Annotated in this window: 19 protein-coding genes; 9 read left to right on the forward strand and 10 right to left on the reverse strand. The window is 62.8% G+C overall.

All coding sequences use genetic code 11. The annotated features are described in order from the left end of the window. Positions 1–540: a rhodanese-like domain-containing protein gene (locus tag H6F58_RS16995; RefSeq protein ID WP_060700256.1), complete on the reverse strand. Its 540-nt coding sequence runs from the start codon at positions 538–540 to the stop codon at positions 1–3. A gap of 33 nt (positions 541–573) precedes the next feature. Continuing rightward, positions 574–1,959 carry a rhodanese-like domain-containing protein gene (locus H6F58_RS17000; protein WP_195182210.1) on the reverse strand — a complete coding sequence of 462 codons (1,386 nt, stop codon included), beginning with the start codon at positions 1,957–1,959 and terminating at the stop codon, positions 574–576. Between the two features lie 304 nt (positions 1,960–2,263). Here H6F58_RS17000 and H6F58_RS17005 point away from each other — a divergent pair, with 304 nt between their 5' ends. After that, positions 2,264–3,667: an NAD(P)/FAD-dependent oxidoreductase gene (locus tag H6F58_RS17005; RefSeq protein ID WP_146277311.1), complete on the forward strand. Its 1,404-nt coding sequence runs from the start codon at positions 2,264–2,266 to the stop codon at positions 3,665–3,667. Here the strand turns inward: H6F58_RS17005 and H6F58_RS17010 are convergent. Next, on the reverse strand, positions 3,632–4,303 hold the full coding sequence (locus tag H6F58_RS17010) for a GntR family transcriptional regulator (protein ID WP_146277313.1): 672 nt from the start codon (positions 4,301–4,303) through the stop codon (positions 3,632–3,634). The genes H6F58_RS17005 and H6F58_RS17010 overlap by 36 nt on opposite strands. A 130-nt stretch (positions 4,304–4,433) precedes the next feature. On the opposite strand from H6F58_RS17010, the gene H6F58_RS17015 reads away from it, so the two are divergent. Then, on the forward strand, positions 4,434–7,268 hold the full coding sequence (locus H6F58_RS17015) for an FAD-binding and (Fe-S)-binding domain-containing protein (RefSeq protein WP_146277315.1): 2,835 nt from the start codon (positions 4,434–4,436) through the stop codon (positions 7,266–7,268). A gap of 156 nt (positions 7,269–7,424) precedes the next feature. Next, positions 7,425–8,222 (forward strand): carbon-nitrogen hydrolase family protein, encoded by a 798-nt coding sequence (locus H6F58_RS17020; RefSeq protein ID WP_195182211.1) that lies wholly within the window; start codon positions 7,425–7,427, stop codon positions 8,220–8,222. A 67-nt stretch (positions 8,223–8,289) separates the two neighbouring features. Here the strand turns inward: H6F58_RS17020 and H6F58_RS17025 are convergent, their stop codons facing one another. Next, positions 8,290–9,750, reverse strand: coding sequence for an HNH endonuclease signature motif containing protein (locus tag H6F58_RS17025; RefSeq protein ID WP_171919082.1), 1,461 nt, complete (start codon positions 9,748–9,750; stop codon positions 8,290–8,292). 78 nt (positions 9,751–9,828) lie between these two features. After that, positions 9,829–11,421: a PucR family transcriptional regulator gene (locus tag H6F58_RS17030; RefSeq protein ID WP_146277321.1), complete on the reverse strand. Its 1,593-nt coding sequence runs from the start codon at positions 11,419–11,421 to the stop codon at positions 9,829–9,831. Between the two features lie 114 nt (positions 11,422–11,535). Here H6F58_RS17030 and H6F58_RS17035 point away from each other — a divergent pair, with 114 nt between their 5' ends. The 4 genes from H6F58_RS17035 (at position 11,536) to H6F58_RS17050 (ending at position 16,868) form a co-directional block, all read left to right on the forward strand. Continuing rightward, complete coding sequence (locus tag H6F58_RS17035) at positions 11,536–13,020, forward strand: amino acid permease (protein ID WP_244652659.1); 1,485 nt, start codon at positions 11,536–11,538, stop codon at positions 13,018–13,020. A 17-nt stretch (positions 13,021–13,037) separates the two neighbouring features. After that, positions 13,038–14,708, forward strand: coding sequence for an NAD(P)/FAD-dependent oxidoreductase (locus tag H6F58_RS17040; protein ID WP_244652660.1), 1,671 nt, complete (start codon positions 13,038–13,040; stop codon positions 14,706–14,708). A 1,003-nt stretch (positions 14,709–15,711) separates the two neighbouring features. Next, on the forward strand, positions 15,712–16,455 hold the full coding sequence (locus H6F58_RS17045) for a hypothetical protein (protein WP_146277325.1): 744 nt from the start codon (positions 15,712–15,714) through the stop codon (positions 16,453–16,455). Positions 16,456–16,457: 2 nt separating this feature from the next. Then, complete coding sequence (locus H6F58_RS17050; protein WP_146277327.1) at positions 16,458–16,868, forward strand: hypothetical protein; 411 nt, start codon at positions 16,458–16,460, stop codon at positions 16,866–16,868. 81 nt (positions 16,869–16,949) lie between these two features. Here the strand turns inward: H6F58_RS17050 and H6F58_RS17055 are convergent, their stop codons facing one another. The 5 genes from H6F58_RS17055 to H6F58_RS17075 all read right to left on the reverse strand — a co-directional run bounded on the left by H6F58_RS17055 (position 16,950) and on the right by H6F58_RS17075 (position 21,212). Then, on the reverse strand, positions 16,950–18,455 hold the full coding sequence (locus tag H6F58_RS17055; RefSeq protein ID WP_146277329.1) for a tripartite tricarboxylate transporter permease: 1,506 nt from the start codon (positions 18,453–18,455) through the stop codon (positions 16,950–16,952). After that, positions 18,455–18,976 (reverse strand): tripartite tricarboxylate transporter TctB family protein, encoded by a 522-nt coding sequence (locus tag H6F58_RS17060; RefSeq protein WP_206693781.1) that lies wholly within the window; start codon positions 18,974–18,976, stop codon positions 18,455–18,457. Before H6F58_RS17060 ends, H6F58_RS17055 begins: the two co-directional genes overlap by 1 nt. After that, positions 18,966–19,343: a universal stress protein gene (locus tag H6F58_RS17065; protein WP_146277333.1), complete on the reverse strand. Its 378-nt coding sequence runs from the start codon at positions 19,341–19,343 to the stop codon at positions 18,966–18,968. Before H6F58_RS17065 ends, H6F58_RS17060 begins: the two co-directional genes overlap by 11 nt. Positions 19,344–19,365: 22 nt before the next feature. Next, complete coding sequence (locus H6F58_RS17070; protein ID WP_146277335.1) at positions 19,366–20,388, reverse strand: tripartite tricarboxylate transporter substrate binding protein; 1,023 nt, start codon at positions 20,386–20,388, stop codon at positions 19,366–19,368. Positions 20,389–20,552: 164 nt separating this feature from the next. After that, entirely contained in the window at positions 20,553–21,212 is a 660-nt protein-coding gene (locus tag H6F58_RS17075) for a GntR family transcriptional regulator (RefSeq protein ID WP_257745745.1), read from the reverse strand. Positions 21,213–21,379: 167 nt separating this feature from the next. Here H6F58_RS17075 and acnA point away from each other — a divergent pair, with 167 nt between their 5' ends. Together acnA and H6F58_RS17085 are read left to right on the forward strand one after the other, a co-directional pair. After that, on the forward strand, positions 21,380–24,028 hold the full coding sequence (gene acnA / locus H6F58_RS17080) for an aconitate hydratase AcnA (RefSeq protein WP_195182212.1): 2,649 nt from the start codon (positions 21,380–21,382) through the stop codon (positions 24,026–24,028). Beyond that, positions 24,025–25,227 carry an NADP-dependent isocitrate dehydrogenase gene (locus tag H6F58_RS17085; RefSeq protein ID WP_261382900.1) on the forward strand — a complete coding sequence of 401 codons (1,203 nt, stop codon included), beginning with the start codon at positions 24,025–24,027 and terminating at the stop codon, positions 25,225–25,227. Before acnA ends, H6F58_RS17085 begins: the two co-directional genes overlap by 4 nt. Positions 25,228–25,242 lie beyond the last annotated feature (15 nt).

Here is a 25,242-nt window from a genome sequence, read left to right on the forward strand (position 1 = left end):
CTACTTTCCCGTCTTGTTCCAGGGCATCTTGCCCAACACGCTGATCATCGGGCAGGAGTCGCGCACCGCCGAGAACACCAGCCCGCCCCCGATGGCCGCCGAAAGCCAAGCGGCCTTCGGGGAAATGACTTTTGCGCCGATCAGCCCGGCCACCACGAGCGATCCTGCGGTCAGGCGCATCTGGCGGTCCATTGCCCAGCGCTGGATGCCTCGCGCCACGGTGCCGCCGGCAGCCTGGTAGGCGGTAACTCCGCCGCTAAGCACGGTGCCGTGCTCCAAGCCGGCATCCTGCAGCGCGCGCTGAGCCTTGGCTGCGCGGCTGCCGCTATGGCAGATCAGCAGCGGCTTGCCCGGTAGCTTGGCCAGCACCTCGGCGGGATTAGCGGTGAAGTCATCCAGCGGCACGTTGCAGGAGCCGGGGATGTGGACGGTTTCGAATTCGCCTGGGGTGCGCACGTCGATCAGCGCGAGATCGGCGTTGGGGGAGTCCACTAGGCACTTGAGTGCTTCGGCGTCCATGGTCATCACTGGGGTACTCATTGAATGCGGTCCACCTTTTCGTTGGGAGGTCGGTTAGTTGGAGCTGTTTTTCCAGCCAAGGTAGCTGCCTTCGAGCTCGACCACGTCGAATCCGGCATCGCGCAGTGCGCTGGCAGCTACTGCGTTGCGCATGCCGCTCTGGCAGTACGTCACGATTTTGCCGCCGGCAGGCAGCTCCTGCTGATGCCACAGCACCTTGCCGCCCGAGAGGTGGCGCGCTCCCGGGATGTGGCCGGCTGCGTACTCGTTCTTGTTGCGCACATCCAGCAGCAATTCATAGGCGAATTCCTCCAGCTGGGCCGGGGAGATGGACTTCGGAACGGCCAGTGGCAGCCCTTCCAGGCTGGTGGCATAGCCGGTGACCGCGTCGATGCCCACGCGCATCAGATGTGCGCGGATCCGCTCGGCATGCTCCGCGGATTGGGCTAGCACGATCATCGAGCGCTGGTCGTTCTCCGGGTCGTAGGCCCAGGCGCCGAAGCTGGCGGTCTTGCCCAGGCCGGGAATGGATAATGCTCCTGGAACCGTGCCTGCGGCGATCTCGATGTGCGACCGGGTGTCGACGAATACTGCTGCGCCGTTCTGGACTTGCGCCAGGATTTCTTGGGCGCAGACCTTTTCGAGGTGCGGCAGCGGGCCAAGCACTGCTGGGCCTTCGCGGTTCTCGCGTTTCATTCGAGCGAAGTAGGCATGCGCGTCAGGCTGGCCATTGAGCAGCTCGTCGATGAAGCCCTGTTCGTCGTTATTGGCCAGGTAGCCAGCCCACCAGGAGAACTCGCGTTCGTAGCCCAGGGTAGTGGAAGGCACTGCGCCTAGGGCTTTGCCGCAGGCGCTGCCAGAACCGTGGCCCGGGTGGACTTGGATATAGTCCGGCAGTTCGGCCAGGGTCTTCTTCAGCGAAGCGTAGAGATCGCGGGCTCCTGCGAAGCGGGTGTCCACGCCGCCGGCGGCCTCATCGAGCAGATCGGGGCGGCCCAGGTCGCCAGCGAAGATGAAGTCGCCGGAGAGCAGGTAGCCAGGAGAGCTGCTGAAGGCGCCGTCGGTGAGCAGGTAGGACAGGTGCTCGGGGGTGTGGCCCGGGGTGTGCCGGGCAATGATCTTCAGGTTGCCCAGGTTGATGGCGTCACCGTCCATGAGCCGCTCTGCCTCGAAGCCGTACTGCCAATCCTTGCCGCCTTCGCCCGAGACGTAGGCCGTTGCGCCGGTGGCAGCTGCCAGTTCGCGGGTGCCGGAGAGGTAATCGGCGTGGATGTGGGTTTCGGCCGCAGCGGTGATGCGCATGCCGTGCTTGGCAGCCAATGCCAAGTAGTCGGAGATGTCGCGGCGTGCATCGACGACCAGGGCTTCGCCCTTTGCCTGGCAGCCGATGAAGTAGCTGGCCTGCGCCAAGTCCTCGTCGTAAAGGCGTTCGAGAAGCATTCGCTTGTCCTTTCGTCTGGTGTTGAGTCCAGCATAGGATATACCCCAGGGGGTATGTCAATAATACCGTGGGGGGTATGCCTGGGGCGATGTTGAATCTGGCCGGCGTCCGGGCTGCCCCACCGGCTGCTCCAGCAAGCTGCGCAATCCCTATTGCATCGATTCCGCTCCCATTCGCGCTCGCCGTCTGGGGAACCGGGGGCCAATCCATGATGACCGGGGCAGCTGGCTATGCCATGCTCGAGGCAGGCTTCTTTCCCATATCGGCCAGCAGCCTGGGCCTCACGCTTCGAAAGGCTAGAGCATGAACGAGCAAGAGAACTACGACCTGATTGTCATCGGCGCCGGACCGGTCGGTGAAAATGTGGCCGACTATGCGACCCGCAAAGGCGTGCGCGTGGCCATCGTCGAGTCCGAACTGGTGGGCGGGGAATGCTCCTACTGGGCGTGCATGCCTTCCAAGGCGCTGCTGCGCAGCGGACATGCGCTGCGCGCGGCCCAGCGGGTGCCCGGCGCCAGCCAAGCGGCCACCGGGAAACTTGATGCCAGCGCGGTGCTGGCAAGGCGCACGCAATTCACCAGCGGATGGAAAGACGACGGGCAGGCCCAATGGCTGGAGTCTGCCGGGATCGAGCTGATCCGTGGCCGAGGCCGGCTGCTGGGGGTCGGCAAGGTGCAGGCCGGCGACCGGATTCTCAGCGCGCGCGCCGTGGCGCTGGCCACCGGATCGATCCCCAAGCTCCCGGAGATCCCGGGGCTGGCCGAAGCCCGGCCCTGGGGAACGCGCGAAATCACCGCGGCGGACCATGTGCCCGAATCCCTGGCCATCCTCGGCGGCGGGGTGGCCGGCACCGAGATGGCCTTCGCCTTCGCTTCGTTGGGATCTGCCGTCACGCTGATTTCGCGCGGTCCGCTGCTGGGCCGCGAAGAACCCTTTGCCGGCGAATATGCCGCCGCCGGGCTCAAGGATGCGGGAGTCCAGGTGCGCTTCGGGGCCGCCCCCACCCGTGTGGACCGCGACCAGCATGGCATGGTCGCTATCGCCCTGGATGATGGATCATCGCTGCGCGCCAGCGAACTGGTGGTGGCCGCCGGGCGCACCCCTGCCACCCTTGAGCTGGGGCTGGAGGCCGCCGGGGTGGATGCCAAGCTCGCCGTTGATGACACCATGCTCGTTGCCGGCACCGATTGGCTTTACGCCGTGGGAGATGTGAACGGCCGGGCGCTGCTGACCCATCAGGGCAAGTATCAGGCGCGCATTGCCGGAGAGGCGATCGCGGCCCGGCTGAATGGCACCCCGCTGTCAGCCGGGCCGTGGGGCGCGCATGCCGCCACAGCCGATCACCACGCCGTTCCGCGGGTCATCTTCACCGATCCGGAGGTGGCCGCCGTGGGGCTGACCGAATCCCAGGCCAGGGATGCTGGGATCCCCGTGCAGATCGTGGCCTATGACCTGGGCCAGGTCGCCGGTGCGAGCCTGCATGCCGATGGCTATTCCGGGCGCGCCCAGCTGGTGATCGACCGGGAGCGCCAGGTGGTGGTCGGGGCGACGTTTGTTGGCCAGGATGTGGCCGAGCTGCTGCATGCGGCTACCATCGCGATCGTCGGTGAAATCCCGCTGGATCGGCTGTGGCATGCGGTCCCGGCATACCCGACCATCAGCGAAATTTGGCTACGCCTGCTGGAAACCTGCCGCCAGGCTATCTAGATGCGCGGCGAGCCGGTCGCTGGCATTTTCCAGATGCCGGGCCAAGAGCTCCGCGGCGCCTTGCTGGTCGCCGGTGGCGATCTTCTCCAGCAGGCGGGCGTGCTCGTCAGCGATGTCGCAGGTGTTCAGCAGCGTCGCGTCCTGGACCTGGGTCATGCACAGGCGGATCTCGTCGCTGAGCTGGCCGTAGATGGCACTGGTGCGAGAAGACCCCAGGGCTTGGACCAGCGCGCTGTGGAATCGCACGTCGGGATCGACGATCTGGATCGGCGAAGCCTCCGAGAGCGCGGTGATTTCCGCGTTGGCCTCGCGTGCGGCTTCCGGAACCCGGGAGGTGCTGGCCAGCAGGCGCACCGCTTCGGCCTCGATGATCGCGCGGGTGCGGTAGATATCGCGGGCGTCGGCCGAGGAAAGGCGCGTAACCCGGGCGCTCTGGTGCGCGTTGCGGGTCAGCAGGCCGCTGGCCACCAGATTTTCCAGTGCGGCCTTGGCTGTGGGCCGGGCGACCTCATAGTGCGCGGCCACATCCACTTCGCCCAAGGGCGTGCCGGGAGCCAGCTCGCCGCTGAAGATCCGGGTGCGCAGCGAGGCGATGACCGCCTGGACCACCGAAACCACTCCTAAACGGGCCGCCACTGGGATCCTTTCGCGCCGGCAGAAAATAACTATGCAAGTATCCCATGAATCGTACTACGATGGCATGTGTACTTGTTAGACAATTTCCTTCTTGGGCAGATTTTTCTTGCCTTCCACACAGGAGCGCACCATGGCATTGAGCACGCCGGCACTCGGTGAACCTACGGTTTCATCCAGCATTCTCGACCTCGTCAGCGAACCTGGGCGCGTTAAAACCCGATCCATCGACCGCGTCGCCTACGCTTCGGATGCCTCGCACTACCTGTACACCCCGCAAGCCGTGATCCTGGCCAAGGACGCCGCCGAAGTATCGGCCCTGCTGCGTGCGGCTTCCAGCAACAACCAGCCGGTCACCCTGCGCTCGGGCGGCACCTCGCTGGCCGGCCAAGCCAGCGGCGACGGGCTGATGATCGACGTGCGCCGCAACTTCCGCGAGATCCAGGTGCTCGATAATGGGGCACGCGTGCGCGTCCAGCCCGGCGCCACCGTGCGCCAAGTCAACGCGCGCCTGGCCGTCTGCGGCACCAAGCTCGGCCCGGATCCCGCCAGCGAGGCCGCCTGCACCATCGGCGGAGTGATCGCCAACAACTCCTCGGGCATGGCCTGCGGCACCGAATTCAACACCTACCGCACCCTGGAATCGATGACCTTCGTGCTGCCCTCGGGCACCATGATCAACACCGCCGATCCCGACGCCGACCGCCAGCTGGCCGCCGCCGAGCCGCAGCTGGTCGCCACCCTGGACAAGCTGCTGGACCGCGTGCGCACCAACCCGGCCTCGGTAGCCAAGATCCAGAAGCACTTCGCCCTGAAAAACACCATGGGCTATGGGCTGAACGCCTTCCTGGACTATGGCACCCCGGCCGAGCTGATGGCCCACCTGATCATCGGTTCCGAAGGCACCTTGGCTTTTGTCGCCGAGGCAGTGTTCCGCACCGTGCCCATCCGGAAATTGGCCGTCGCCACCCTGGCAGTCTTCGATAACCTCGATCTGGCCACACGTGCACTGCCCGAACTGCTGGACTCAGGTGCCGCCACCCTGGAACTCATGGACTCCACCTCGCTGCGCGTGGGCCAAGGGCTGCCCGGTGTCCCCGATGCCATTATGGGTTTTGACGTGGATCAACAGGCCGCGCTGCTGGTTGAATACCATGCCGACGCTGCCGAGGAATTAGCTGGGCTGCAAAGCGCCGGCCAGCGCCTGCTGGATTCGGCTGCGCTGCGCGCCCCGGCGCTGCTATCCCAGGACGCCAAGAACCGCAATGCAGCCTGGAAATTCCGCAAGGGGCTCTACGCCTCGGTGGCCGGTGCCCGTGTTTCCGGGACCACCGCCCTGCTCGAAGATGTGGTCGTCCCCGTTCAATCGCTGGCCGAAACCTGTGGCAGCCTGCAGGAACTGTTCACCGAGCACGGCTACGAGGACTCGGTGATCTTCGGGCACGCCAAGGACGGCAATATCCACTTCATGCTCACCGACCGTTTCGAGGGCGATGCGGCACTGAACCGCTACAACGCCTTCAACGAAAAAATGGTCGAACTGGTCCTCGCCAGGGGCGGCAACCTCAAGGCCGAGCACGGAACCGGCCGCGCCATGGCGCCATTTGTCCGTGCGCAGTACGGCGACGAACTCTACGACGTTCACCTGGAACTCAAAGCCGCTTGCGACCCGCGCCTGATGATGAACCCGGGCGTGATCATCGACGAGGACCACGCAGCGCACATTCGCAACATCAAGCTCAATGAAACCATTGAAGTTGAGGCCGACCACTGCGTGGAATGCGGTTATTGCGAACCTGTCTGCCCTTCCAAGGACCTGACTCTCACCCCGCGCCAGCGCATCGTGGTGCGTCGCGCCATCGCCAAGGCCGAGGCTGAGGGCAACGCCGAATTGGCCGCCGAGCTGGAGCGCGATTACGAATACAACGGCGTGCAGACCTGTGCCGTGGACGGAATGTGCGTTACCGCTTGCCCGGTCGGCATTAACACCGGCCTGCTGGTCAAGCGCCTGCGCCGCGAAGACGCGCACCCGGTGCTCGCCGCCGGATTCAAAGCCGCTGCCAAGGGCTGGGGCCCGGCCACCCGGGCCGGCTCGATAGCGCTCAGCATTGCCGATAAGTTCCCGGCTACGCTGGTTGGAGGCATCACCGATGCGGCCCGCAAGGTCGTGGGCACCGACCTCATGCCACGCTACGACGCGGATCTTCCTGGCGGCGGCAAGGCCCGCAAGCCACTGGCTGGCAATCTGGGTGCTGCTGGCTCCGAACCGCTGGCCGTCTACCTCCCGGCCTGTGTGAACTCGATGTTCGGACCGGCCGGCGAGGGCGAAGGTGTGGCTTCGGCCTTCACTAAGTTGTTGCATGCCGCGGGCGTCTCGGTATTTGTTCCGCCGGGCATTGAATCCATGTGCTGTGGCACCCCATGGACTTCCAAGGGCTATGCCGATGGGCATGAAGCAATGGCCGCTCGGATGCTCGAAGAAGTTCGCGCGGCTATGCCTGGCAAGAACCTGCCGGTGATTTCGGACGCGTCCAGCTGCACCGAAGGCTTTGCCCACACCCTTGAGGCGCATGGATACGAGGTGGTTGACTTGTTGGCGTTCACCTCGAAGCACCTGCTGGAGAAGTTGCCTCGGATCGAGAAGATTTCCTCGCTGACCCTGCACCCGACCTGTTCGTCGACCCAGATGGGCCTCAACTCGGACTTGCAGAAAATTGCTGAGGCCGTGGCGCAGACGGTGAATACCCCGGTGAATTGGGGCTGCTGTGCTTTCGCCGGGGATCGCGGCATGCTGCATCCTGAGCTGACCGATTCGGCAACCGCGCGCGAAGCAGCCGAGGTTCGCGATCTTGATGCCGCGGCCCATGCTTCGTGCAACCGCACCTGTGAATTGGGAATGACGAGGGCAACCGGAAAGGAATACCGCCACGTGGTCGAGCTTCTCGCTGAAGCTGCCACTAAGCAGTAGGGACGGGCGCCGTTCAGGGCGGGGTTTCCGGGAGGCGGGCTCATTGGTGCGAAAAGTACTCATCAGCTCTGGTTCGGTGCCAAATACCCTAGTCGAGTGATGATGTGTTCGAAATAGGGTTAATCTTAGTCATCAATGATGCTCGGAGGGAGCCACATGCGCATCGCGGTTATGCAGGGCGAAGCAGAGGTCTTGGGGATTGAGCGCAATCTCGATGCCATCGATCAAGCTGCGCAGCGTGCCGCTGGAGATGGCGCAAAAATCTTGCTCACCTCCGAACTTTTTGCCGTGGGCTATGCGCCCTACGTCCTGCGTGATTCGCTGGATGTTTCCCTGTTGCCCTCCGCGCATGAGCGGCTGTCGCGCATTGCGGCGATGCATTCGATAGCACTGGTTTACTCCCTTCCCGAAATCACTGATGATGGCTGGCTGATCACTTCAACTTTCCTTGATGATCGCGGAGTGAAGCGTGCTCATTATCAGAAGGTCCAGCTCTTTGGAGCTGAAGAACATGAAGTGTTCATCGCGGGCAGCAACCCTCCTGCATCATTCGATTACAAGGGAATGACGTTGGGCATGGTGATCTGCTTCGATGTGGAATTTCCTGAGGTTGTCCGCGCGGCCGCTCGTCGTTCGGTGCAACTTTTGCTCGTCCCGACGGCTATGGGACGCGGATATGAGCAGGTTTGCACTCGTTTGGTTCCGACGCGTGCCATGGAAAGCCAGCTTTTCATCGCCTACGCGAACCACTGCGGTTCTGAAGCTGGATTCGACTTGGCGGGAACTAGCGTCATCGCCGGTGCAGACGGTGCCGTCTTGGCCCAAGCTGGATCTGGTGCAGAACTTCTTGCAGCCGAGATTGATGTGAGTTCTTTGGCGCAGATCAGGGCTGAAGTTCCGTACCTTTCGGAGGCTCGACGGGACCTTTACGCTCAATGGCAATCCGCGGAATGATCAACTTCTAGGGCATTTCCACGCGGCGAAGCGCCGTGTTGAAACACCTAGAGTTTTGGGATTGTGGTTATGCCGCAGAGGCTTCCGGGGCATCGCGCCGGCTCAGTTTTTCCTTGAAGTCGTTGAACCATTTTGAATCGGTCGTCAACTGCGGGAAAGGCTTGTGAATGTATCCAGTCGCCGGTGGAGCTGTGGACCGATACGACATCCCGGATACCGGATTGATGAGCATGGTGTGCTGGTCCTTCAAGAGGGTAAATTCAAACCAGCCGCGGGCCTCTTTGGTTTTGTTGCAGACCTTGCAGCGGCCGCAGCAATTATGCACGCTGGTCTTTCCACCCTTTGCGTACTGCTTCACGTGGTCTGCCTCTTCGACGATTCCGTCGCAAAAAGGTGTGCGGCAATGCCGGTCTCGAATGCTGATGAATTTTTTGAGCTTCTCCGGGAAGATCCGGGCTTTGGAATCCATGCTTATCAAATCCTGATCTCCGGGTGCCGTGTAGATCCTGGAAAGTTCAGTCAGCACTTCGATCTGCTCAATGTGTTCCGGAGTGAGTCTTGCTTCCATCTCTTCAAAGGTCAGTTCGTTCTCGATTTGATGTCCGCCGATCCATTCACGAACATCCTGTGCGGGGATGTATCCGTAGCCTTCAAGGTATGCGGGTTCCCGTTCGCCCTGGAACAGGGCTCGATCAGTCATGATGACGCCAACCTGCAAATTGATCGGCATCTTTGAAGGCTCGCCGATCATCATGTAGCTAAAGAGGATATCGGCCCTGATCTGTTCGAGAGTGCGCTTGTCGCCCTTCTTCTTGAGCTTGCGGGACTCCTTGTAGAGATAGTTTCTAAGTCCCATGCCGGGAAGCTGCGGGAACTGCGCAGTTAGCTTCACGCTGCCGGACGCTTCATCGATCTCCATGCGAGCGAATCGGCGCTCTTCGATGGTTTTATGCTCCTTGGAGACCGGATCGGAATTGTAGGAGAGCGTGAATTTCCGAACGGTGTCCTTGATCTGGTTCCGACCCATGCACTCGAACATGTCTGGATTCTGGCCGTAGATCTCATCAAATTCTGTACGGCGTTGCGCTTTGACGGTCTGCAGCTCGTTGAGGATTGCCAAGACTTGGGGTTCGGTAAATTCACCCCTGGAAAATGCGGCGGCAATATTAGGTGTGTCTTCCAGCAAGATGCGGCAGTTGACTAGGTAGTTGCGGAATCCGGTTGGGGATTGTTTGCGGGCGATGGCCACGCTGCCGGCCGCGCCACGGGTCTGATCATCCAGGTTGACTCCGCGTTCTTCATGATCGCGAACAAACTCTTTCTCCAGATGATAGGAAAGGCAGGCTTGCTGGAATCGGGCAGAAGCGATGAGGGCTTCGAGCACCTCTATGCCACGGACGCAGTCGGCTTTACCGCCGTGGTCTTGCATCCACGCCAGTTCTTTCTGCAGTGCGAGCCAGTGGTTTTCGAACTCCTCTGGCTCTACCGCTGGGGGCAGGCTATCTCCGTGCGCCTTTGCTTCGGACATGTTCTAATTATACTTCGTAATCTCGAATATGTCTTCTAATAATGTGGAAAACTTTAATCAGGGCCAGGCCGGTTCTGCCTAGCTCCTGGCGAGGAAGTTCAGCGCGAGGTAGAGCTCCTGGCGCACGTCTGCCCGGTTCAGGTCCTTGTCGAGAACCTCGCCGATGGTAGCGATGTGGCGGCGCACGGAATTGCGATGCAGGTCGATGTTCTTTGATGTTTGGTCCCACGATCCGTTGGCCTCCAGCCAGCCTTGAAGCACCTCTAGATAGAGGTCGCGACGGGCATCGGGCAGTTCAAGGATTGGCGCGAGGGCCTCTTCGGCGAGTTGCTTGCCTGCCTGCGGCGGCAGGAGGGACAGGAATGAGCGCGGAATGGATCGGGCATCGAGGCTCTGGCGCTTTTCGCGGATGCGGGGGAGCAGTCCGGTGGCCTGGGCTTGCAGGTCGCCCAATTTTTCGCCGAGCTGGATGTCGGCTGGCTCTGGGGTGCTGAAGGCGGCGACGTACCCGGCAGTTTTGAGCCGATCGAATATGGCCTGGGTCGGCTTGGTCCGCGTGAGCGCAATGAAGTGGTCGTCCTGCTGCATTGCCAGGTGGGTGTCCAGGAGTGCTTGGAGGTGGGTGAGGTGCAGTGCGAGCGGCTGTTCGGCGGGGGCGTCCAGCGGCGAAATGACCGCAACGCGGATGGGCTGCGTGCTGCCGCCGCCAAGGCTTGCGGCCAGCAGGGCGAGGTCCGGGGCATCGAGAGTGGCGCGCGAACGCAGGAGCAGTGCGGTGGCCAGCTGGGTTGAGGCGGGGGAGCTGGCGGCGCGTTCGCGCGCGAGGACGTCGAGCAGGCCCAGCGCGGTGGTGATCAGGTTGTGGTCAAAGGCCGACGGGGTGCGCGCGAAGCTGATGCATAGTACGCCCAGAAGTGGCGCGCGGCCGGACGAGGCGAGCGTGGCGCGGATCGGAAAAGCCAGGTCAACCTGCGAATCTGAGCGGTGCATGGCAAATTGCTGGTTGTTGGCGCCGCTGGCGGCCTGTTCGAAGAGCTCGGATTTGAGCTGGTCGCCGAGGTCGGCGGTTTCGGCGGCGGAGGTCTCGTGGCGGACCTTACCCTCGGATCCGAGCAGGCGGACGCTGGCCTTGAGCCGCTGGGAGAGCACGGCGGCCAGCTGGGCTTCGGGGTCCGGGTGGGCCAGGCAGCGCAGGAGGGCGCGGTTGGCTTCGGCGCTGCCGCGCAGCTGGGCGGCATTGTCGGCCTCGATCAGTTGCGCGAAGGCGATGCCGATGGCGGCGAAGGGGACGCTGGGCGGAATTTCCAGCAGTGGCAGGTCGTGCTCGCGGCAGGCGTCGAGCACGGTGGGCGGGATGGCGGTGAAGTAGGGCTCGAGGCCGAAGCCCAGGGCGCTGACCTTGGCCTGGGCGAGCCGGGCGATGAATTGCCGGACCTGCTCGGGGTTCTGATCATGGCCGAGCAGCGGGAAGCCGCTGGTGAGGATCATTTCCTCGTCGAGCAGGTAGTCGGTGGGATCGTCCATGTCGCTGGCCTCGACCCAGCGCAGCGGCCGATCGCCGGCGTCGTGGGCCAGGGAGATTTCCGGGGGCAGCTGGCGCAGGAAGCGGCGCAGCGTGATGCCGGGAGCTGTCGCGTCGAACACTGATTGCTGTGGTGCGGAATGTCCCATGAGAAACTATTTTAGTTCAAAACTTACATCTTGAGAGCCGGATCACAGATCTAGGCTTGAAGGCGGAAGAAAAACCACAGTGCAGCACAATCCACAATGCAGCGAGGACCCGAGATGAACAGCACCACCGGCGCCAGGCCGAAACAAGCCACTGGCCTTGGCCCGCAGCTGCGGCGCCGCAAGCCGATCCAGCAGATGATCGGCGACGCGGAATCCAGCTCATCGGGCGGTGCGCTGCGCCGCACCCTGGGCATGTGGCAGCTGACCATGATCAGCGTCGGCGCCACCATGGGCACCGGAATTCTGGTGATCCTGGGCGCGACCGTGCCGATCGCCGGCCCGGCCATCTGGATCTCCTTCGTGATCGCTGGCGTGACCGCGCTGCTTTCGGCCGTGTCCTACGCGGAAATGGCAGGCATGGTGCCGGTGGCCGGCTCCAGCTACTCCTATTCCTACGCGACCATGGGCGAAGGGATCGCCTGGATCTGCGGCTGGTGCCTGGTGCTCGAATACGCGGTCTCGGTGGCCGCGGTGGCGGTGGGCGCCGGCGAATATGTCAACGAAACCCTGCGGGCCTTTAATATGCAGCTGCCCGCCTCCTTGGCCGGCGGGCCGGCCGAAGGCGGGATGGTGAACCTGCCGGCGCTGATCGTCGTGGTGCTGGCCACCTTGCTGCTGGTGCGCGGAGCGCGCGAATCGGCGATCGTGAACACCATCGTGGTGGTCATCAAGGCCGGCATCCTCGTCTTCTTCTCGATCGTCGCCTTCAGCGCCTTCAACGCCGGCAACTTCGAGCCGCTGCTGCCGATGGGCGCTGCCGGCGTGACCGCGGCGGCCTCCAGCGTGTTCTTCTCCTATATCGGTTTCGACGCCGCCTCCACGGCCGGCGAAGAGGCCAAGAACCCCAAGCGCGATCTGCCGCGCGCGATCATGCTCTCGATGCTGATCGTGACCATCACCTACGTTTTGGTGGCGGTCTCCGCGATCGGCGCCCGCGAGTGGACCTGGTTCGAGGGCACCGAAGCCGCGCTGGTGCAGATCGTCGGCGAGCTGACCGGACAGCCCTGGCTGGTGCTGGTCTTTGCGCTGGCCTCGGTGCTGGCCATCGCCTCGGTGGTGCTGACCGTGCTCTACGGGCAGACCCGCATCCTGCTGTCCATGTCCCGCGACGGTCTGGTGCCGGCGGCCTTCGGCAAGATCTCCCCGCGCACCGGAACCCCGGTGATCGGCACCCTGATCACCGGCATCCTGGTGGCGATCACCGCCGGGTTCATCCCGCTGGGCGCGCTGGCCGACGCGACGAGCATCGGCACCCTGTTCGCCTTCGCGCTGGTGGGCGTCTCGGTGATGTACCTGCGCCACAAGCAGCCGCTGGCACCGCGCACCTTCAAGGTGCCCTTCTACCCGATCACCCCGATCCTCGGCGTGGCCGCCTGCCTGTTCCTGATGAGCCAGCTGGGCTGGCACACCTGGCTGGTCTTCGGGATCTGGATGGCCGTGGGCATCGTGATCTACCTGGCCTATGGCCGCCGCCGCTCGGTGCTCGGGAAGCTGAGCAAGCAGGAATATATCGACAGCCACCTTTTGAACAGCAAGTAGGAACACAGGATTTTTTCATGAACAGCACCAATCCCATCACCATGCTCAACCCGGACTTCCCGTTCAGCTACGACCTCTACCTGGCCAACGACGCCGGCCTGGGCTCGGTGCCCGAGTCGCTGTACGGCACCGAGGTGGCAGTGATCGGCGCCGGGCTTTCCGGCCTGGTCACCGCGTACGAGCTGATGAAGCTGGGCCTGAAGCCGGTGGTGTACGAGGCCGACCAGATCGGCGGGCGGCTGCGCACCGCAAGCTTCGCCGCGGCCCCGCAGATCACCTGCGACCTGGGCGGCATGCGCTTCCCGGTCTCCAGCAAGGCGCTGTACCACTACATCGAGCTGCTGGGCCTGGACACCTACGATTTCCCGAACCCGCTGGCCGAGCCCACCGACTCCACGGTGATCGAGCTCAAGGGGCAGAAGATCTATGTGGAGGACCCGGCCGACCTGCCGGTCTTCTACCAGGAAGTGGCCGACGCCTGGAAGCAGGCGCTGCGCGAAGACGCCCACTTCGAGCAGATGCAGCAGGCCATCCGCGACCGCGATGCCAAAATGATCAAGGAACTCTGGGACTCGATGCTCCAGGAGTTCGACGAGGAAAGCTTCTACGGGTTCATCGCGAACTCCAAGGCCTTCAAGCAGGCCGGCTTCGAGCACCGCGAGGCCTTTGGCCAGGTGGGCTTCGGCTCCGGCGGCTGGGACACCGACTTCCCCAACTCGATCCTGGAAATCCTGCGCGTGGTCTACACCGACGCCGACGACTACCACCGCGGCATCACCGGGGGAGCGGCCAAGCTGCCCGAGGCCCTGTGGAACCACGCCCCGGAAAAGATGGCGCACTGGCCGGCGGGCACTTCCCTGTCCTCGCTGCACTCCGGCGCCCCGCGCGGCGCGGTGGCCAAGGTCTACCGCACCGGAAACCCGGGCTTCAACGGCGCGAACACCATCGAGGTCACCGAGCGCTTTGGCCGCACCCAAGAATTCGGCGCCGTGGTCTCCACGGTGCAGTCCTGGCTGTTGTCCACCGGTATCGACACCGATGAGGAGCTGTTCGGCGCAGAACTGTGGACCGCGATCGAGCGCAGCCACTACATGCAGTCCTCGAAGACCTTCGTGATGGTGGATCGCCCGTTCTGGAAGGACCGCGACCCGGTGACCGGGCAGCACCTGATGTCCATGACGCTCACCGACCGGCTGAACCGCGCCACCTACCTGCTGGATCATGGCGAGGACCAGCCGGCGGTCATCCTGCTCTCCTACACCTGGAACGACGATGCGCTGAAGTGGCTGTCCCTGTCGGCCGAACGCCGGATGGAGCTGATGCTGCACTCGCTGGAGAAGATCTACCCGGGAGTGGATATCCGCAGCCACATCGTGGGCCAGCCGATCACCGTGTCCTGGGAGTCCGATCCGAACTTCATGGGCGCGTTCAAGGCCAACCTGCCCGGCCACTACCGCTACCAGCAGCGCCTGTACACCCACTTCGACCAGCAAGGCATGGATGCTGCGCACCGCGGCATCTTCCTGGCCGGCGACGACGTGTCCTGGACTGCTGGCTGGGCCGAAGGCGCGGTGACCACGGGCCTGAACGCGCTGTGGGGCGTGGTCAAGCACCTGGGCGGCGAAGACGCCGCCGCCAATCCCGGCCCGGGCCAGTTCCTGGCCGAGATTGGCCCCAAGGCGCTGTAGCTACACGTTGCCGAACAAAGCAAAATCCCGCACAGACGGGTTCTGGCGTTCGTCGCAACACCGGCGGTCTAGGCCTCGATAATAGGTCATGCATACGCTCGACTGGAATCTTCCAGCCGAGCGTTTTGCATTGGAGCCCATTGAGCAACGGAGTCACTTCCTTCAAATCCTCTGGACCGTCAGAGTAGACTCGTTTGTTTCGGCGGTTTCGATTGCGGTTTCCCTGCGCCGGACGGATTCTCAATGGATGCCAACTTGTCTGACGGCTTGTTAACGACGCATACTTTGGGCACACGGGCACACGGGCACACGGGCACACGGGCACACGGGCACAGGAACTCTTAACGTTTTCTAGCTCGAGGTTGCGGGAAATTCGCACGGGCTCTGATCGCCCGCTGGCAGATTGTGTGGTTTGGGAAGCTTAGTTCGCGGACCGCTTGGCTAGTGTTTTGATGCTTGTCGAGGGCCATGAAGAACGTGTCTTTCTGGCCTTGACGCATTGAGTTCTGCAGAGAATTTCGACGCCGCGTGATTCCGATACTCAGCGAGTAGTGCGCCTTGGGTTCGCTTGTGATCGATCGGTTTTGGAATAAATTAAGGTGCTGTCATTGTAACTTCTGATTGTCCAAGGTGCAGCAATAACAGTTAGGGTTCGCCTTAACCGTGGAGTGCAGAATTTTCCTGTGCAAAACCCCTGACTGATTAAATTTTTCCATTGCGTTATGAAACTAATGGCAAATTTGCATTTTTTGGACAGTTAGGGCATTCTTCTGCACCAAGATAATAAAACGTCTACTCGCATCGACATTTTATGATCGACAGTTGGGCTTTATGGGGTTAAAGCTTTTCTCTCAGCTTGTCGCGAGGGACTGTGCTGCTATTGTCCGTAGCACTTCATTACATCGTTTTTCGTTTCCTCTTCATTTGAGGATGCCATGAAGGAAGTTCAATCATCTTGAAAAGTGGATCTTTCTGTAGACGTAGTGGGAAGATTTTCTCCGTTTTGTCTGCTGTAATCCTGACCGCTTCTTCGCTTGTTGCTACCCCTGCATCAGCTGCAACCGAGAAGAATCCCCAACCTTCATACTCTGCTGCATTAGAGCCTTGTGTGCAGAAAGCTATCAAGTCCAAGGCCAAGAAGTGGGTGTGTGAACCTGAAGGCCTGAGCATTAATGTGGATGGCAAGGGTGTACAGGTAAATGAGTTTATTGAGATTCCTACCAAGCAGAGCTATCTAGGGGCGATTGCACAGCCGGCTAAGGGTGGAAGTCACGAGGACACATGGTGTGAGAACGGCGCCTCTTGTAAGCGCAAAATCAATGACTATATTTATGAAGTCAAGAGAAATGCTGTTTATGGTAGCGGATCAAAGACTATCGGCCAATATGACTTGGTTGTTCGAACCTACCTCAATGGGCGCCAAGCACAGTGGACTGTGACGCGCGTATGGGATTCTGGTCCTTCACTAAACTTCACTGACTCGAAACTTACATGCTTGGAGAAACGCGGGGCTCTCTCCCCAAATATCTGTGGTACCCACAAGCTTTCTTCCGTGACGATCAATTCTGGAGTTCCTCGCACACAGAAGAAGATCTACGGGAACTACTTGAGAAACAGCAATAACTATTACGGAATATTCCGTACAAAGTTCACTCCTAGGGGCTATTCGCAGTACACGGCGGCAGGATTCGATACCGGCACATTCAACTGCTATGGAAATGCGGATGATAGGTGCTACGTTCCTTAACCATGAAGACTCTGCATATTGACGAAGTTCAAGAAGTTGATGTTGCTCCTGACGGTTGGGAGCTTACTAGTGAGAATGGTTGGGGATACTTGGCACTTGTGAGTCTGCAAGAGTCAGGGCGATTGTCCAAGATTGTTCGTGTACCGCGAGCTGCTGAGGGTGTCGATGCCCGCGACATCGTTGATGATGCGATTTCTTCTTATGTGGAAGACACTGCGGACATCAGGTACGCGGAGAATTTTCTGGAGTGGGAATGGTATTTTCAGAAGCCACATGGTTCCGAGAATTTCTGGGCTGAGTTGAATTCCGAAGTGTATAAACGCGTCAGGAGTAAAGCGCCGCTTCCTGAAGAGAATTACCAGGCGATGCTTCAAGCTGTCAGTTCTTTGTACGCGGAAGGCGTGGAGAACTAGATAGTAGTGGGAGAGGAGCAACGCCGTCCTTAATGTGAGAGGTGCGGAACTTTTGGGATCCTCTTTGAGCTGATCCGGTACTTACACGTCCTGTCGGCGCCGGGAAGCGATCCGGCGCCACAGGGTGTAGCCGAGCATCAGCGCCAATAGCGCGTACAGGGTGATGGTGATGCCCGAGCCGAGCAGGATCGACAGCTCGCCGCCGCTGGACATCAGCGCATTGCGCAGGCTGGTTTCGGCCAGCGGACCAAGCACCACGCCGATCATCACCGGCGCCAGCGGGTAGCCGTAGCGGCGCATCAGGAAGGCGATGAATCCGATGGCCAGCACCAGCAGCAGGTCGACCACCGAAGCGCCGGTGGCGTAGACGCCCAGCCCGCAGAAGACCGTAATGCCGGCGAACAGGTGCGGCTTGGGGATCAGCAGCAGCTTGGCCCACAGCGGGGCGAAGGGCAGGTTCAGCACCAGCAGCATCACCAGGCCGACAAAGAGGCTGGCCAGCAGCGCCCAGACCAGGTCCGCATTGCGTTCGAAAAGCATCGGGCCCGGCTGCAGGCCATACTGCTGGAAGGCGGCCAGCATGATCGCGGCCGTGGCCGAGGTGGGCAGGCCCAGGGCCAGCAGCGCGCCCATGGCGGTGCCGCTGGTGGCATTGCCGGCAGCTTCCGGGGCCGCCACGCCGCGGATCGCGCCGGTGCCGAACTTGGGAAAGCGGCGTTTGCGGTCCAGTTGGCGCTCGGTGCCGTAGGCCAGGAAGGTGGGCACCTCGGCGCCGCCGACCGGAATCACTCCGAAGGGCACGCCAAAAGCGGTGCCGCGCAGCCAGGCCGGGATCGCTTCGCGCACTTCCGAGCGCGAAAGGTAGGGGCGGCCGGCAACGGAAATGGCGGTCAGCTTCTGGTCGCGGTGGATGCGCGAGGCCACATGCAGCACCTCCCCCAGGGCCAGCACGCCGACGGTGATCACGATGATGCTCACCCCGTCAAAGAGCTGCGGCACATTGGCGGTGAAGCGCGAGGCCCCGGAAATGCCGTCGATGCCCACCACGGCCAGGGCCAGGCCCAGCAGCAGCGAGGCCAGCCCCTTCAGCGCCGAGTCCGAAACCACCGAGGCGGTGGCGATGAAGGCGAAGATCGCCAGGGCAAAGTATTCCGCCGGCCCGAAAAGCACCGCGATTTCCGCCAGCTTGGGGGCAAAGAACACCACCAGGGTGGTGGCGATCAGCCCGCCGATGAAGGCGCCAATGGCGCTGGTGGCCAGCGCCTGGGGCGCCCGCCCGTCCTTGGCCATGCGATGGCCCTCGAAGGTGGTGGCAATGGCGGTGGAGCCGCCGGGGGTATTCATCAGGATCCCCATGGTGGAATCGCCAAAAAGGCCGCCGAAGTAGACGCCGGCAAACATGATGAAGGCGCCGACCGGGTCCAGCGAAAAGGTCATCGGCAACAACAGGGCCACGGCCATGGAGGAACCCAGGCCCGGCAGCACCCCCACGGCGGTGCCCAGGAAGGCGCCAATGAAAACCCAGAGCAGGTTCATCGGGGTGAGGGCCTGGGAGAAGCCCTCAAGAAGCAGGTTCAAGGATTCCATCAGCCGATCAGCCCTTCCAGGATGCCGCTAGGCAGGTTCAGTCCGAGCGCGGCGCCGAAGGCCAGCTGGATGACGGAGGCGAAAACCACGGCGATGCCCAGATCCCTCGCCCGGTTCTTGCTGCCCAGGGCAAAGGCGACGGTCCAGAACAATAGCGTGGCGCTGATCAGCCATCCGGCGGGGACCAGGAGCAGGGCAAAGGCCAGGAAGCCGGCGGCGACCAGGGCCACGGTTTTCCAATCCGAGTAGCTGCGGTATCCCTGCGGGTCGGCCGGGACCGGTTCCGGGGTCCGCACCAGTTGCAGGGCCAGCAGCGCGGCGAGTACAAAAATCGCGACGGTGATCAGGATCGGGAAGAATGCCGGTCCGGGGTGCTTGGCCCCCTCGGGCACCTCCATGGTGATGATGCCGACGCCCAGGTAGATCCCCAGCAGCACCAGGATTCCGGGCAGGACCAGGCCGCTGCGCCCGGCGCCGGGCGCGGTTTTGGGCTGGACGCCCAGTGGTGTTTCAGTGCTCATTCTCATCGGCCTTTACGCTCAGCACCGGGACGCTGGCCCCGAGGATCACTGCCTGGGCATCGGAGCCCATCAGCATTTTCCCCACCCGCGATCGGGAGCGGACTCCGATGACGATCACCTGGGCATCCAGCTCGTTGCCCACATCGACCAGTTCGTCGGCGGCGCGCGGCGAATTGGCGCGAGGCTGCAGGAAGCTGGCCTTGGCCGGAAGCTGCGCGGCGAGTTCGGTGCCCGGCCAGGCTTCGCCATTGAGGGCAAAGAGCGGGAAGAGGGCGATATCGGTGTTGGCCAGTTCGGCGATGGCCAAGGCATGCCGCAGGGCCGCGGCGCCCTCGGCGGTGTGGGTGTATCCGACCAGGACGGTCATGGTGTCTCCAGTTTCTTCGTGGCTAGTAGCCGAGGCCATTCCAGATGGCATCGACGCTTTGGCGTTCGGAGTCGAGGAATGCTTCGAACTCCGGGCCGGTGAGGAAGGTGTCGGCCCATTGGTTGCGTTCCAGGGCGTCGGCCCATTGCGGGGTTTTGACGGTTTCGGCCACAATCTGCTGGAGCTCGTCGACGTCCTCGTCGCTGAGCCCGGGAGGGGCGACGAGGCCACGCCAGTTGGTCAGCTCGATGTCGTAGCCAAGCTCCTTGAGCGTGGGAACCCCGGTGGCCGGGACCGGCTCGGGGGCTGAAACCGCCAGTGCCTTGAGTTTTCCGGCTTCGATCTGGTCGGCGAAGTCCACCCAGCCGGACACCGAAGCCTTGATGGTGCCGCTGAGCAGGCTGGTGGCCAGTTCGCCGCCGCCCGAGTAGGCGATGTAGTTCACCGCGGTGGGCTTGATGCCGGCTTGCTGGGCCAGCTCGGTGATGATCATCTGGTCAACGCTGCCCAGCGAACCGCCGCCGAAGGCGAAGGCGTTGGGATCCTTGGCCCAGTCGGCGACCAGCTCGTCCACCGAATCGTAGGGCGAGCCGGCGGGGACCACAAGCACGTCGTAGTCATCGGTGAGCCGGGCGATCGGGGTGACATCTTCGATGGTGGTGTGGGAGCCATTGATGTTGATGGCACCGAGCATCGTAATGCCCATCACCATGAGGCTGGACTTTTCGCCCTCCATGCCGGCGAAATTATTCAGGCCGATGGTGCCTCCGGCGCCGGGGATGTTCACGACCTGCGCGTTGTTGACGATGGATTGCGCGCGCATGGCCTGCTGGGCTTCGCGTGCGGCCCCGTCCCAGCCGCCGCCGGCGCCTGCCGGGGCAATGAGGGTCAGCTGGGCTCGTGCGTCATCCCCGGTGCCGCTGCTGGCCGCGTTGAATGCCGCGGTGGCCACCACCGCGGCACAGGCCAGGATTGCCGTGCCGCGAAGGGCGGTGCGCAGGCCGGGAGGCAGGGGTTTTCGCCGGCGGGTGCTATCGAGGGTCATGATGATCCTTTCGCGCCCGAGTGACGAGGCGCCGTTGGATGTTACAAATTATAAATTATAGTTAAAGACCCTAGGTTGTGAGCCAAGTCATGTCAAGACGCTGTTGTGGGCGCAAAAATACCCCCAGCGCCTGAGGTGCTGGGGGTATTCGGGGCGATCTGGGGCTAGGGGGCTAGCGCGTCAATGGCCCGGCGGCCGAGGCTGCCTTGGACGTGCTTGGCCATTTCCTCTTCGGCCTTGGCTGCGTTGCCGGCGATGACCGACTTGAGGATGCGCTCATGCTCGGCGGCCACGCGCTTCTTGTCCGCGGCTGAATCCTGCCTGGCGGCCAAGCCCACCTGGCGGTACCTGTCGGCCTTGTCCCACAGGGATTCGAGCATGCTGATCAGCAGGTCGTTATGCGAGGCGGTGTAGATCGAGCGGTGGAACTCGCGGTGCGCGGCCAGCGCGGCGAGGTCCGGATTGGGTGCCAGCGGCCGCATTTTCTCGGCCGCGGCCTTCATCCTGGCGATGTCATCGTCTGTGCGATGGGTGGCGGCCAGCGCCGCTGCCATCGGGTCCAGCCGTTCGCGCACCTGGAAGAGGTTGGTGGCTTCCTGGGCGGTCAGCGGGGCCACCTTGGCGTTGCGGTGGGCGTCGATGGTGATCAGCCCTTCGGCCTCCAGCTTGCGCAAGGCCTCGCGCATGGGGGTCAGGCTGACGCCCAGGTCGGCAGCGAGCTGGGATTGCGCCAAGGCTTCACCCGGAACTAGTTCCCCGCTCATGATCAGCTCCCTGACGCTCTGGTAGGCGTAGGCGTTCTTGGTCAGCGCAGCTTGGGTCACGAGTGGTCTCTTTCGAAGTGCAGATTTCCGCGGTGCAAATTTCATAGAGTGCAACGTCCTTTTTATAAATGTTAGCTGGTGGGGCCGTGCGGGCAAGTGGTGGAGTCTTGGGTCTGGTGAATGCGTGGTGTACGATTTTATAAATTATAAAAGTGAGGGAGAGGCGCATGCCTGCACAGGGCCAACGGCACATCACAACATTCCAATCGGGCGGCCAGCGCTATTCAGCCACGGACCTGAGGGCAGCCCTTGGCGCGGAATTCTGCCGTCTGCCCATGGTGCTCAGGCTGCTGGCCGAAAATACGCTGCGCCGCTCCAGCGCAGCCGAAAGCGCGCGAACCGTAGCCAACCTCAAAGGCTGGCTCAATGGGCATGGATCCGAGGCCGAGCTGGAATACTGGCCGCACCGGATCCTGATGCACGACACCACGAGCACCCCTGCCCTGGTCGACATCGCCGCCATGCGCGACTCCCTGGCCGAGGTCGGCATAGACCCGGGCGTGCTGAACCCCCAGCTGCACGTCGAGGTGTCCATCGACCACTCGCTGGCCGTGGAGGACTATGGGCGAAATGACGCCGCCCCGCGCAATTTGGCCCATGAATACCGCAGAAACCAGGAACGCTACAGGTTCTTGAAGTGGGCCCAGCGCTCGATGGAGACGGTGAACGTCAATCCGCCCGGAACAGGAATCATGCACACCATGAACCTGGAGCAGCTGGCGACGGTGGCGCATCTTGACCTCGAGCGTTCAAAGGATCTTCGCTACCCGCTGGTCGTCCCCGACATGATGATCGGCACCGACTCGCACACGCCGATGGTCAACGCCCTGGGCGTGCTGGGCTGGGGCGTCGGCGGGCTCGAAGCCCAGACGGTGATGTTCGGCCTGCCCACCACCTTGCGGATCCCCGATGTCATTGGTGTCCGGCTGACCGGGAAATTGCCGGCCGGGGCCACCGCCACCGACCTGGCGCTCACCATCACCCATTTGATCCGCGAACGAGGAGGCAGCGGCGAATTTGTCGAGTTCTTCGGGCCCGGGGTCAGCCAGCTCTCAGCCGGGGAACGCGCCGTGGTTGCGAATATGGCGCCGGAATACGGGGCCAGCACCGGGTACTTCCCGGTGGATCAACAGGTCCTTGGCTACCTGGCCCAGACCGGCCGGCCGGCCGAGCAGATCCAACTGGTGCAGGATTACTACCAGGCGACGGGCATGTGGTTCGACCCGCAGGGGGAGCCTGAATACACCGATATTCTGGAGCTGGACCTCGCCGCGGTGCGGTTGAGCGCCGCTGGTCCTCGGCGTCCGCAAGACTTGATGGACATCTCCGGGATACCGAAGGCCCTGGAAGATGAGGCCCAGGGCATCGCGGAGGATGCTGGCCCGTTGCCGCGCTTCGCCATCGCCTTGGCGGCGATCACCAGCTGCACCAACACCACCGACCCCAAGCTGCTGATTGCCGCGGGGCTTGTGGCCCGCAAGGCGCGGGAGCACGGGCTGAAGGTGCCGGAATGGGTTAAGACTTCGCTGGCTCCCGGCTCTCCGGCAGCGATGAGCTACTTGCGCCGGGCCGGGCTCCTGGAGGATCTGGGCTACGCCGGATTTGATGTGGTGGGCTTCGGGTGCACCACGTGCATCGGAAATTCCGGCCCGTTGAGCGAGCCGGTCAGCCGCGAATTGTCGGCATCCACGCTCAGGCCCGTCGCGGTCCTCTCCGGGAATCGGAATTTTGCCGGCCGCATCCACCCGGATTTGGATCTGGGATTCCTGGTTTCACCGCCGCTGGTGGTGGCCTTTGCGCTGGTTGGCCGCGCCGACGTTGACCTGCTGGCCTACGAATTCGCTCCGGAGCGCGCTGGAGGCACAGCGGTCAAGCTCTCGGACCTTCTGCCAACCCGCGAAGAAGTCCAGGAGCTATGGGAACTGGGCCATGATGCCCGGGACTTTGCGCGCGATTTCAAGGTCGCCACCACTAGTGCCTTGTGGTCGCAGCTTGATGCTCCGAAGGGCGCCCGGTTCCAGTGGAGCGAAGACTCCAATATCCTGCGCCGTCCGCCCTTTGCCTCCTTGGGCGAAGGCAGCCAGCTAGGCTCGTTCGCCGCGCATCCCTTGCTGGTGCTCGGCGATGACGTCACCACGGACCATATCTCCCCGGCCAGCGCGATCCCCGCCGATTCATTGGTTGCCGACTATCTGGTTTCCCGCGGGGAAAGCCGCGATGACCTCAACGTCTTCGCCTCGCGCAGAGGCAATTTCGAAGTCATGGTGCGCGGTGGATTCCACGCCAAGAACCTGGTGAACAAGCTCGGAGAGAACTTGCCGGTGGCGCATACAGTGCACGCCGGAACCGGGGAAGCTGTTCCGCTGACCGAAGCGGCCAGCAGGTACCGCAGCCAGGGGCAGAGCGCCGTCATCATTGCAGGGGAACGCTATGGAACGGGCAGCTCGCGCGACTGGGCCGCCAAAGTGCAGCGGCTGCTGGGAGTGCGCGCCGTCCTGGCCGGGAGCTTCGAGCGGATTCACCGCTCCAACCTGATTGGCATGGGAGTGGTGCCGCTGCTGGTGCCAGAGCACGCCAAAGAGCAGTTGCAACGAGTCAGCGCCGCGGATCTGATCGGGATTTCGGCAGAGCCAGCGGCCATCGAGGTGCGCGGGATGGTGCCGGTTAAAGTCGAGTTTTCCGACGGGGGCATCCTCGAATTCGAGGCCCGCCTGGCCGCTGAAACAGAATTGGACCTGGTATTGCTGCGGGCCGGCGGGGTCATACCGCACCTGCTGGAAAAGACCCAGGCGCAATTCCGGGAGGTTGCACGGTGAAAAACCCCGGGGAACCAGGCGTGATCGTGGAAATTCGCGGGGACGAGGCCGCCAATGAGATGTTCGCCTTGGTGCGCGAACGGATTATCAAGCCCCTCGTTGACCTGTCGATTCAAAGTTTTGACCTGTCGCTGGCCAACAGGGAGGCAACCGCCGATGCAATTACCTTGCAGGCGGCCGCGGCGGTGAAGGAACATCGCGTCGCGGTGAAGTGCTCGACGATCACGCCCACCGCGGCGCAGGTTGAGCGCCACGGGCTGAGCCGGCGCTGGAAGTCGCCCAATGCGACGTTGCGCAAAGCGTTGAACGGGGTGATTTTCCGCGAGCCGATAGTGCTCGAATCCGTCCCGCGTTTTGTGCCCGGCTGGGAAGCTCCCATTGTGGTTGCGAGGCATGCCAATGCCGATCAATACCAGGCAACCGATTTCCAGGTTTCCGGCACGGGAAGCCTCACCCTGAGTTTCACCCCGGCAGACGGCTCCGCCCCACAGGTCCATGAGGTCACGGCCTTTGGGCCCGATGGCGGCATCGCCCTGGGCATGTACAACAACACCGATTCCATCAGGGCTTTTGCCCGAGCTTGCTTCCGGCAGGCGTTGCGTTTGGGGCTTCCGTTATATTTCTCCACCAAGTACACGGTGCTCAAGGAATACGATGGCGCCTTTGTCTCGGCATTCGAGGACGTTTACCGGGCGGAGTTCGCGCAGCAATTTGCCCAGGCCGGGCTCGGCTACGAACACCGGCTGATCGACGACATGGTGGCCTTCGCGATCAAGAGCCCGGGCGGCTTCCTGTGGGCGCTGAAGAACTACGACGGGGATGTGCAGGCCGATATCGTCGCGCAGGGATTCGGCTCGCCTGGCTTGATGGCCTCGGTGCTGGCCGGGGAAGACGGCGAGACCTGCCTTTTCGAGGCGGCCCACGGAACAGTAGCCAGGCACTACCGGCGGTGGAAAGACGGCGGGCAGCTCGCCGCCAACCCGGTGGCCACCATTGCCGCCTGGAGCCGCGCCCTCGAGCACCGCGGGGCCCTGGACGAAAATGCCGAGCTGGCCGATGCCGCGCGGGCCATAGATGCCGCGGTCCGTGCCACCGTGGCCCAGGGAATCATGACCCCGGACCTTGCCGGCCTTGTTGGCATCGGCAACCCGGTGGGGACCGAGGAGTTTATTGATGCGGTGGCCGGCAGGTTGCGGTAGCCCGCGATCCCTTCG

This window comes from Glutamicibacter sp. FBE19 (assembly GCF_015524875.1).
GTDB classification, from domain to species: Bacteria; Actinomycetota; Actinomycetes; order Actinomycetales; family Micrococcaceae; genus Glutamicibacter; species Glutamicibacter halophytocola.